Origin of the sequence: Nguyenibacter vanlangensis (assembly GCF_013376155.1) — a bacterium.
Taxonomy (GTDB): domain Bacteria; phylum Pseudomonadota; class Alphaproteobacteria; order Acetobacterales; family Acetobacteraceae; genus Gluconacetobacter; species Gluconacetobacter vanlangensis.
Map to the genome: position 1 here is coordinate 1 of NZ_JABXXP010000062.1, position 9,844 is coordinate 9,844.

Annotated in this window: 11 protein-coding genes and 1 pseudogene; 2 read left to right on the forward strand and 10 right to left on the reverse strand. The window is 59.4% G+C overall.

The features are described from left to right. The coding region (locus HUK84_RS05840; protein WP_176639443.1) for an alcohol dehydrogenase catalytic domain-containing protein at positions 1 to 458 on the reverse strand (458 nt) is incomplete at its 3' end. 248 nt (positions 459 to 706) lie between these two features. Here HUK84_RS05840 and HUK84_RS05845 point away from each other — a divergent pair. Next, positions 707 to 1,930 carry an NADP-dependent isocitrate dehydrogenase gene (locus HUK84_RS05845; protein WP_176639435.1) on the forward strand — a complete coding sequence of 408 codons (1,224 nt, stop codon included), beginning with the start codon at positions 707 to 709 and terminating at the stop codon, positions 1,928 to 1,930. Positions 1,931 to 1,990: 60 nt separating this feature from the next. On the opposite strand, the gene HUK84_RS05850 is transcribed toward HUK84_RS05845, so the two are convergent. The 7 genes and pseudogenes from HUK84_RS05850 to HUK84_RS05880 form a co-directional block, all read right to left on the reverse strand. Next, a complete protein-coding gene (locus HUK84_RS05850) occupies positions 1,991 to 2,362 on the reverse strand; it encodes a hypothetical protein (protein ID WP_176639436.1) in 372 nt (123 codons plus the stop codon). A gap of 358 nt (positions 2,363 to 2,720) precedes the next feature. Further along, positions 2,721 to 3,092, reverse strand: a complete 372-nt coding sequence (locus HUK84_RS05855; protein ID WP_176639437.1) for a hypothetical protein — start codon at positions 3,090 to 3,092, stop codon at positions 2,721 to 2,723. Positions 3,093 to 3,247: 155 nt separating this feature from the next. Continuing rightward, entirely contained in the window at positions 3,248 to 3,622 is a 375-nt protein-coding gene (locus tag HUK84_RS05860) for a hypothetical protein (RefSeq protein WP_176639438.1), read from the reverse strand. Between the two features lie 178 nt (positions 3,623 to 3,800). Beyond that, positions 3,801 to 4,184, reverse strand: a complete 384-nt coding sequence (locus HUK84_RS05865) for a hypothetical protein (RefSeq protein ID WP_176639439.1) — start codon at positions 4,182 to 4,184, stop codon at positions 3,801 to 3,803. Continuing rightward, a pseudogene (locus HUK84_RS05870) lies at positions 4,177 to 4,383 on the reverse strand (transposase); the annotation flags it as partial. The gene HUK84_RS05865 and the pseudogene HUK84_RS05870, both read right to left, overlap by 8 nt. Positions 4,384 to 5,057: 674 nt before the next feature. Further along, positions 5,058 to 5,705 carry a PIN domain-containing protein gene (locus HUK84_RS23125; protein WP_374729270.1) on the reverse strand — a complete coding sequence of 216 codons (648 nt, stop codon included), beginning with the start codon at positions 5,703 to 5,705 and terminating at the stop codon, positions 5,058 to 5,060. After that, positions 5,644 to 6,540, reverse strand: a complete 897-nt coding sequence (locus tag HUK84_RS05880) for a LysR family transcriptional regulator (protein WP_176639440.1) — start codon at positions 6,538 to 6,540, stop codon at positions 5,644 to 5,646. Before HUK84_RS05880 ends, HUK84_RS23125 begins: the two co-directional genes overlap by 62 nt. Before the next feature lie 120 nt (positions 6,541 to 6,660). Between HUK84_RS05880 and HUK84_RS05885 the strand changes: the two genes are divergently transcribed. Then, entirely contained in the window at positions 6,661 to 7,539 is an 879-nt protein-coding gene (locus HUK84_RS05885) for an NmrA/HSCARG family protein (protein WP_176639441.1), read from the forward strand. A gap of 50 nt (positions 7,540 to 7,589) precedes the next feature. Here the strand turns inward: HUK84_RS05885 and HUK84_RS05890 are convergent, their stop codons facing one another. Then, positions 7,590 to 8,855: an MFS transporter gene (locus tag HUK84_RS05890; protein ID WP_218064235.1), complete on the reverse strand. Its 1,266-nt coding sequence runs from the start codon at positions 8,853 to 8,855 to the stop codon at positions 7,590 to 7,592. Between the two features lie 196 nt (positions 8,856 to 9,051). Then, positions 9,052 to 9,844, reverse strand: a 793-nt coding sequence (locus HUK84_RS05895) for a GNAT family N-acetyltransferase (RefSeq protein WP_176639442.1), incomplete at its 5' end; no start/stop codon positions are given.

A 9,844-nucleotide genomic window follows, 5' to 3' on the forward strand; every position in this document is an offset into this window, starting at 1 on the left:
CAGCCGATCAGCCCGGCGCACAGCAGCGGCGCCAGCGCGACGTCGTCGCCCTCCTCGCCCAGCGGAAAGGCATAGCGCGCATCGGCGATCGCCGCGGTGGCATAGCCGCCGTCGCGCGTATAGCCGGTGAACAGCGGACGATCGCACAGATTTTCCCGCGCCGCGCGGCAATAGGGACAGGTGCCGCAGGTATGGCCCAACCACGGAACCCCGACCCGCTGACCTGGCCGCAGGTCCTCCACGCCCGCGCCCAGCGCGTCGATCCGGCCGACGATCTCATGCCCCGGGATCAGCGGATGGCCGGGGAAGGGCAGGTCGCCGTCGACGACATGCAGGTCGGTCCGGCAGACGCCGCAGGCACTGACCGTCACCCGGATTTCGCCGGGGCCGGGCAGGCGGTCGGGCAGGTCCACCCATTCCAGCGCGGTCCGGGGGGCATTCAGGCGCATGGCATGCATCGCGGGCACTCCGTTCGGCAGGCCGGTCCCGGCCATCCCATCTGGTCCGTTCCATCCGGACCATTCCATCCAACCCATTCCATCTGGCAACGCCGTCCTCTGCCATGATCTGGATCAGAATCGCCGGTCATGACCGGATTGTGACGGGCGGCGGCGATGCGCGTCGTTAAGACTGCCTCGGCGTGCGGCCGGCAGGCGCGCACGCCCCGCGCATGCAAACGACAAGAAGACGCAAGAGAGTGCTCCAAATGGCCAAGATCAAGGTCAAGGAACCGGTCGTCGAACTCGACGGCGACGAAATGACGCGGATCATCTGGCGTTTCATCAAGGACAGGCTGATCCTGCCCTATCTGGAGATCACGCTGAAATATTACGATCTGGGGATCGAAAACCGCGACGCGACCGACGATGGGGTGACGGTCGCGGCCGCCGAGGCGATCCGGCGATACCGGGTCGGCGTCAAATGCGCGACGATCACGCCGGACGAGGCCCGGATGGCCGAATTCGGGCTGAAGCAGATGTGGCGCTCGCCCAACGGCACGATCCGCAACATCCTGGACGGCACGATCTTCCGCGAACCCATCGTCTGTTCCAACGTGCCCCGCCTGGTGCCGCACTGGACGCAGCCCATCGTGATCGGCCGCCACGCTTATGGCGACATCTATCGCGCGGCCGAGACGCGGATCCCCGGCCCCGGCACGGTCACCCTGACCTATCGCCCCGCCGACGGCGGCGCGCCGGTCGACATAGCGGTGCATGATTTCCAGGGGCCCGGCGTGGCGCTGGGCATGCATAATACAAGGGCATCGGTCGAAGGCTTCGCCCGCGCGTCGCTGACCTACGGCCGGGACCGCGGGCTGCCGGTCTATCTGTCGACCAAGAACACGATCCTGAAAACCTATGATGGCATGTTCAAGGACGTGTTCCAGCAGGTGTTCGACACCGAGTTCAAGGCGGATTTCGACCGGCTGGGCCTGACCTACGAACACCGGCTGATCGACGACATGGTGGCCTCCGTCCTGAAATGGAGCGGCGGGTATGTCTGGGCCTGCAAGAATTACGACGGCGACGTCGAAAGCGACATCGTGGCCCAGGGCTTCGGCAGCCTGGGGCTGATGACCTCGGTCCTGCTCAACCCCGCCGGCGACGTGGTCGAGGCCGAGGCCGCGCACGGCACCGTCACCCGCCATTACCGCGAACACCAGAAGGGACGGCCGACCAGCACCAACCCGATCGCCTCGATCTTCGCCTGGACGCGCGGCCTGGCCTATCGCGGCCGCTTCGACAACACGCCCGAGGTAACGCGCTTCGCCGAAACACTGGAACGCGTCTGCATCGAAACGGTCGAGGCCGGACAGATGACCAAAGACCTCGCCCTGCTGGTCGGACCCGATACGAAATGGCTGACCACCCAGGACTTCCTGGCCGCACTGGACACCAACCTGCGCAAGGCCCTGGCCGCGCCGGCCTGATCTGGGCCGATGCCGCCTCATTAATGCCTGAATCCGTGCTATGTATTATTATTTTTGAATTTAATCGGGAAGCATAAGCCGTGTTCCATGAACCAACACCGCGCATCCTCTTTTAAACATGAGATATCCGACAAAGTCATCGTCGCTTGGTGGATCAAATTCTGGCATATGGGGTACCTTGGAAGAAAAATCTCTAAATATCCGTTGGGCCACTACTTTTGGGGAGTCGCAGGAAAAGACGGGAGTGTTCCTTTCCGTGTCAAATTCGATAATTATATTATTTGATATGGAAAATTCAAAAAAATCCAAAAGCTCCTTTACGGATGCTGCGCTGTTGACGTTTTTTGTCACTCCGGGATTTAGGTCAGACCAGATTACATAGGCGTTAGCACCGTTTATGTATTCGATAACGCTTAAGAATTTTTCAGACATCACAATTCTCTATTTTAAACTTCGAGTTTTAACTCTTTATCCCATTTGACGGTCTATCAGGAAGAACGATGGTCAATCTGAAAGGCCAATGATCAGGACGTGCATGAACGACAGTCGATCCGATCAGGAACCCTGTCCACTCGTCCAACCGCAAGTGACCCGCCGTCAGAATCACGGCCTTGAACATCAAAGCGAAGTCATAGGGCGGTCGCGGCCCATGCTCCCGCCAGGGCGCCGCCTGGCCTGTATCAGAGATGGCTGGAATAATTCGAAATCCACAATCGAACTCGGCCGCGCCAGCGCATCCGTCTTCGCCGAGAGTTCTTTCAACCATTCGTCCGTGTCGTTATCGGGAATTTCATTCCGGAAACATGAGACGCGTTCCACGAATCAATACTGCCCATCCTCTCTTGAACATAAGGTATGCAAGAAAATCATCATTGTTGATGGGGTTCATAGCTGGCAGGTTAGGATTTTTGAGACGAATGTCACCGAATATTCGTTCTGCTACGATTTTCGGTGGATCCCCCGAAAAAATTGGCACATTTTCTACGGCATCGTATTCAATAATAACATTTTTCGATATGGCAAATTCGAAAAATTCTATAAGATTTTTTTTGGCACATTCAGTTTCTATGTTTTTCGTTGCTTCAAGGTTTAGATCTCTCCAAATTGAGTAGGCATTTCCGCCATTTATATATTCTAATGCCTCGGAAAATTTGCCTGACATATCGATTTGTCCAATTGGAATTCAAATTTTATTCGCTTGCATCTGCAGAGTTCCGTGAAATTGGCCAAGAATCTGCATTAATCCGCTTTTTGAGTTGAGTTATCGCAAATCGAATCCTCCGGAAAATCCTGTGCCGTTCAGGAAAAATCGTATTGTTATTCCTCTGGGAAAATAAGCCTTGTCCCATGAAGTAACACAGCCCATCCTCTCTTGAACATGAGATAAGCAACAAAATCATCGTTGCTCAATGGATCTTGGGCTGGAATATTGGGAACTTTTGCGGTAAAGTCACTAAACGTGCGTTGCGCTACTGTTTTTGGTTCGTCGCCAGAAAAAATAGGAATGTTGCGTTCAATATCGTATTCAATAATAACATTTTTTGATATGGCAAATTCAAAAAAATCAATGAGTTCTGCCATGGAATCCATGCTGTTCACGTGTGTTGTGATGCCTGGATTTAGGTCTTTCCAAATTGAATGCGCGTCAGATCCGCTTGCATATTCTAATTCGTTTAAAAATTTTTCAGACATTATGTTCATTCCTTTTTTAAAATTCGAATTTTATCTCTCGTATTCAATTTGATAGCTTGCTTGGTAGTTTTGTAATCCAATTCTCCCGGCAGTTTCTACTGTTGAAATCGGCGCCTGTGGTTCACATTCATGGTCTATGACCCCCAATCACAATTCCGACGCCAGACCCGTAGGGGGGCTAATCGGGGATACAAAGGGTCGTTCCCTCATTCAGAACCGCCCATCCGTCGAACTTCGTGTACATATATTCCAAAAATGCTCGCTCGCGGTCCCCGCCATGATCCGGCAATTTATTCAGGGGAAAGTCCACGAAAATCCGGTCGAAGACAACGTCCGGCTCATCGCCAGAGAAAATTGCCCGCTGGTTCTTCAGATCGTACTCAATGATTCTATTATGAAAAATAGCGTATTCAAAGAATTTTTTGAATTTTGCAAATTTTTCTCGAATAGTCATCGATTTTGTGTCGTCATCGGATAATCCCAATGCCCACCAGATGCCGATGGCGTTCTGTGTATTCAGTCTCATCATAAATTCGTCGAAGTTGTTTTCATAATCAAACATGATGCTTCTCCGTCTTAGAGCCCTTTTTGGAAATGCTACCCAAGGTGATGTGGATCATGGCTTCTGCGACGTCGATCCGCTGTTCGTAGCCCTTTACAAGGCGACGCCAACGGATCATCCAGCCAAATGTCCGTTCAACCCCCCATCGACACGCGAGAACTTCGAACCCTTTTGCCGTGCCTGACCGCCGGATGATCTCCCATTCCTCATCGGTCAGGTCAGACGGATAGCGTTTCGTCTTGCGCGTGATCCCAGCTATCCGGCCTCGCGGCTCTGACGTCCACATTCGTAGCTTGAATCACGCCCCGCACCTCTTGAAAACCCGTCATATCGAATTTCCAAAAGGGCATTCAATGCACCGATTTTTTGGGAGAAAGACGATTTCTTGTGTGGTTCCTGAAAATATATGTCCTAAGCGAAAAACACCAAAGGCATGAGAATAGGCATATCGGCAAATTGTAAACCAATGAAGCCCCAAGTCGGCTTTTGAAAGGACTGCCCTCTGGTATGTCACTTTCAGGTCCTTGGCCGTGCCGTATCTGATAAAATAACCACAAAAACTGCAAAAATGGACCTAAAAAGCAGACGAAAAATGATATGTATCTATTCTTTATAAATGCAGAGACTGAGGAAAATATTGTTGTGGGTAGGCCTATGACAAAAAACAACCATAAATCAAATCCAATAATGTGGTGATATGAGAATAAATCCCACTGTCTTGCCCCAACGATAGGATATGGTCCATATCTGGATACCAATGAAAGTAAAATTGCTGGGGATAAAACATAAATTATGAATAATACGATGATGGAGATCGTCATCTATAATTCCGGAATCGTAATCATTTGCGTCTTCCAGCGAGAGTTGGCTATGTTACATTGCACGGCGCTCATCGGACTGGCAAGCATCAAAGTTGTGCTCTGTTACAGTCTTTCCTTGCGATAATGAAAGATGCAGTAAGCACTCACCTAACATGTCTATCCAATGCGGTGAAAACGGCTCAGGGCGTTCGCTCGCGCCAATTGGCACAATGTACGTCCATCGGGAGGATAATATGGAGATAGGAATGAAACCGGCGACGTTTCGTGTCACGATCGTCATACCATGGGCCAAGGCTGTGGCAGCGATGAACGCAGCACGTTCGGGGCCCGAGCCGGGCATAGGACGAGGCGTGCAGCGCAGCGCCAGGGCCGTACCGACCGGCAGGATTCGATCTGCGAATTCAGGCAGAATGCGCTGATCCATCCAGCGGCAGAGCCTGGCCCCTTGATCGGGGGCGCGCCGTTCAATCCGTAGAACGCCGAACGCGATCTCCACGATGGTCACGGCCGAAAGACAGAGCATCGTGGCATCTATATTGGACAGCCAGGCAACGACATCGGCATCAGCCACGCCGTCGCTCACCTTGCGCAGTTCGGAAACGACATTGGTGCGCCCAAACCGCCCGGGACGCCAGAGTTCAAGCCGGCGGAACGAAGATCCTCTCCGGAAACGCCCTTTCGACCGCGTCAAGAAAAGCACGGACCTTGGCGCCGACAAGGCGGCGCGCGCTCTGAAGCGCCCAGATCTCGACCGACGGGCCGGCATGCGTCCCCCAACAGGCAAGCCGGCCCGAAGCGATATCGTCCGCGACCAGAAGCCTCGGCAGCACCGCCGCACCTGCGCCCGCCAGCACGGCATCGCGCACCATCAGCAGCGACGAGAGCCGCATGACCGGCTCCGGCCCCAGGACGATCTCCGTTTCCGTTCCGGCGCGCATGCGCCAAACGATATCGGGCGCCGCCGTGCCCAGCAGGACGGCCTTCACGGCACACACCCCGCCATCGTCCGTCGGGGCGGGCCGCGCCATGTCGGTCGGCGCCACGATCAGGCGTTCGTCATTCAGGAACCGACGACCGACAAGGCGCTCGTCCGGCGCGGGATCGACCCGGATCACCAGGTCATAGCCATCTTCGACCGGATCGACCTTGCGGTCCTCGGCGACGATCTCAAGCTGGACCTCGGGATAGGCACGCGCAAAACGGGCGCCGATCCGGGGAAGGGCGACATGGGCGAACACCACCGGCGCGCTGACCCGCAACCTGCCCCGCGGCGTCGATGCCCCCAGGATGACGGCCTCGCCGGCTTCCGCGATCTCCGACAGCGGCCCTTCCGTGCGCGCATGGAGCGCACGCCCCTCGTCGGTCAGGCGCAGGCTGTGGGCACCGCGCTCGATCAGCCTGACACCCAGGCTCTGTTCCAGTTCGGCGACCCGGCGCGACAGCGTCGCCTTCGGCCGGCCGGTCACGCGGCTGGCGCGCCCGAACCCGCCATGGGCAGCGACCAGGTTGAAGGCGGACAAGGCGTCGAGATTCATCACGCTGTTCCGATAATGAGACAGGCAATCTCAAAAATGCCATCTCGCCTCCGGTAATGGAACGAATATCTGTTTCCTCGAGACGCACAACCGCTCGCAACCTCTCGAGGAGCTTTCAAAATGGCTATCTTGGTAACCGGCAGCACAGGGACCATCGGGTCCCAGGTCTTGGCCCACCTGCAGGGCCGCAATGTCGATGTCCGCGCCATGACCCGTTCGCCCGAAACGGCGCGCTTGCCCGCCGGCGTGATCCCGGTCCGCGGCGATCCCGGCGACGTGGAGTCGCTGCGCGCGGCGCTCCAGGGCATCAGCACGCTGTTCCTGCTGGTTCCGAACGTCGCCGACGAACTGACCCAGGCCATGCTGGCGCTGACAGTGGCCCGGGAGTCCGGCGTCAAGGGCATCGTCTATCTGTCGGTGTTCAAGGGCGCGGCCTATGCCGACGTGCCGCATTTCGCCGGCAAATACACGGTCGAGCGGATGATCGACGCGCTCGACCTTCCCGCCACGATCCTGCGCCCGGCCTATTTCATCCAGAACGATTTTCGCCAGAAGGACCCGCTGCTGACATTCGGCGCCTATGGCGCGCCGATCGGCGCGAAGGGCATCTCGATGGTCGATATCCGCGACATCGGCGAGGCCGCGGCGATCGAACTCGCGCGCCGGGAACACGCCGCCGCGCCGCTCGGCCGCGAGGCCTATGAACTGGTCGGTCCGGACAGCCTGACCGGCGAGGAGATCGCCGCGATCTGGCGCAAGGCGCTCGGCCGTCCCATCCGCTACGGCGGCGACGATCTCGGCATGATGGAACAGCGCCTCCGAACCATGCTGCCCGCCTGGCATGCGCTCGACCTGCGCCTGATGTTCGCCCGCTACCAGGCCGACGGCGCGGCGGCGACCCCGGACGACGTCGCGCGCCTCACCCGATTGCTCGGCGGCGCGCCGCGCGCATACGCCTCCTTCGCCAGGGACGCCGCCGCCCAGTGGGCGAAAGGCTGAACACGCACCATCCCCCGATCAGGAGCGGGCGCGCGGCCGGATCGTGGTCGTCATGCAGCATTCCTGCTCGCCGCGCGCACGGTCGCGCCGAACCCGATCCAGAGCAGAAGTGACGGAACGGCAATGCACCCGAGCGTGTAGAACGCGGACGAATATCCCAAAGCCTCCGCAAGCCAACCGCCCAGGGCGGGCGACAGGCCGGCGCCGACCCCCTGGGCGGTCATGACCATGCCGAGACCGACATTGACGCGTCCGGTTCCGCGGAGCAGACGCGCGACCAGACCAGGAACGGCGACGCTTTGCAGCCCCGCGCCGATCCCGTCGAGCATCTGCACCGGCCATACGCCCCAATGCTGGATAAAGCTGCCCGCAAGCACGCCGCGCAGCGGAAGCGCCGCAAAGGAGACGAGCAGCACGATCCAGTAACCGCGCCGCGCGGCGAGACGCATGGCCAGCAGGCTGACGACAATCATCACGGCCTGGGCCACGACGACGGTCGTCGCCGTGAACATGGCGGGATCGCCCTTGCCCGCGCTGACCACCGCCATGCCATAGAGCGGCAGCATCGCGGCATTGCCGAGGTGAAAGCAGCACAGGCACACCGCCAGGACCAGCAGGGGCTTGTGGTGGAGAAACGATCTCAGGCCCTCGGCCCGAGTTCCGGAATCATGGTCCGTGCCGTCCTCCAGTCCGCGCGCCGCCCGATGATCGATGGATGTCTCCGGGACGGCCAGCACCGAGGCAATGGCAAGCACGCCGAAAGCAGCAGAGAGAAAAAAGATCGCCGGAAGTCCGAAGCGCCAGCCGAACCAGCCGGACAGGCCCGCGCCGGCCATGTTCCCGGCATGGTTCCAGGCCTGGTTGCGTCCCATCTGGGCGTTGAAACCCTTTTGACGCACGATCCCGAGCGTCATGCCGGCCATCGCCGGTCCGATCGCGGCGCCCGCAACGGCCGTCGCAAGCTGGCTCAGCGTCACGACGATCGCGGACTGCGACAACAGCAACAGGAATGAAGCCAGGACGGTGCACAGGCCCGTGACGATCACGACCAGACGCTTTCGCCGGGTGTGGTCGATGAACGCTCCGGCCGGGATCGCCGCCAGCATGCCGGCGATCCCCCCGGCGGTCATGACGGACCCGATGGGGCCGGTCTGCCACCCATGGCGCTGGAGGAACACGCCAAGAAAAGGGCCGATCCCCGCCTGCACGTCCGCCATGAAGAAATTGAGCGCGCACAGGGCAAGCACGGCGCGATGCCGCCGCCGAGACGAACGGTCCCCGCCCATATCGGCATCCGCGGCAAGCGCGAGCGTCATCAAGCCTTCGTCTGCCATTGGACCCCGATCGCACCTTCGGGGCGCCGCCCCGCGCCCCGCCAAAGGCGGCGCCTTTGGCAACCATTCATTATCGACGAATCGGGTATCGACGAATCGGGGTCAAGGGGTCCGCGACCCCTTGCGGGTCGAGGGCAGCGCCCTCGCCTTCAAGCGGCTGGATATCAGGCGCCGCCCATCACGCATCGTCCACCGCCCGGTACGGCGACAGCGCATCCAGCTCGGCCATCTCGGCCAGAACATGCGCGCGCTCGCGGGCCAGGACATCCCCGACCGCCGCCCGCAGGCCCGGATGCTCGATCCAGTGCGCGGAATAGGTCGGGCAGGGGCGATAGCCCCGCTGGATCTTGTGCTCGCCCTGCGCCCCGGCCTCGACCCGCGCCAGCCCGTGCGCGATCGCGAACTCGATCGCGCGGTAATAGCACAGCTCGAAATGCAGGAACGGGTAATCGCCGTCGCACCCCCAGTTGCGGCCATACAGCGCGTCCGCGCCCATCAGGTTCAGCGCCCCGGCCACCGGCGCGCCGTCGCGTTCGGCCAGCATCAGCACCACCCGCTCGCCCAGCCGCTCGGACAGCAGCGGAAAGAATTCCGGCGTCAGATAGGCGCTGCCCCATTTGCGATCGACGGTCGAGGTATAAAACCGATAGAAATGGGCCCAGATCTCGGGCGTGATCGCCCCGCCGCGCAGCGTGCGAAAGGTCAGGCCGCACGCATTGGCGTCGCGCCGCTCGCGCTTCAGCACCTTGCGCTTGCGCGACGACAGCGCGGCCAGGAAATCGTCGAAATCGCGATAGCCGCGATTGTCCCAATGAAACTGCATGCCCTGGCGCAGCAGCCAGCCGGCCCGGCCGAATGCCTCATGCTCCTCCGCCGTGCAGAACGTCGCATGGACCGAGGACAGCTCCAGCGCCCCGCACGCCTGGCGCAGCGCGCCGATCAGCGCACTGCGCAGCGCCGGAACATCGGCC

Coding starts and splice junctions, on each gene's coding strand:
- HUK84_RS05855 (WP_176639437.1), bottom strand. CDS start 3,092: ATGTCAGGCAAATTTTCCGAGGCATTAGAATATATAAATGGCGGAAAT.
- HUK84_RS05860 (WP_176639438.1), bottom strand. CDS start 3,622: ATGTCTGAAAAATTTTTAAACGAATTAGAATATGCAAGCGGATCTGAC.
- HUK84_RS05845 (WP_176639435.1), top strand. CDS start 707: ATGGCCAAGATCAAGGTCAAGGAACCGGTCGTCGAACTCGACGGCGAC.
- HUK84_RS05850 (WP_176639436.1), bottom strand. CDS start 2,362: ATGTCTGAAAAATTCTTAAGCGTTATCGAATACATAAACGGTGCTAAC.
- HUK84_RS05880 (WP_176639440.1), bottom strand. CDS start 6,540: ATGAATCTCGACGCCTTGTCCGCCTTCAACCTGGTCGCTGCCCATGGC.
- HUK84_RS05890 (WP_218064235.1), bottom strand. CDS start 8,855: ATGACGCTCGCGCTTGCCGCGGATGCCGATATGGGCGGGGACCGTTCG.
- HUK84_RS05865 (WP_176639439.1), bottom strand. CDS start 4,184: ATGTTTGATTATGAAAACAACTTCGACGAATTTATGATGAGACTGAAT.
- HUK84_RS05885 (WP_176639441.1), top strand. CDS start 6,661: ATGGCTATCTTGGTAACCGGCAGCACAGGGACCATCGGGTCCCAGGTC.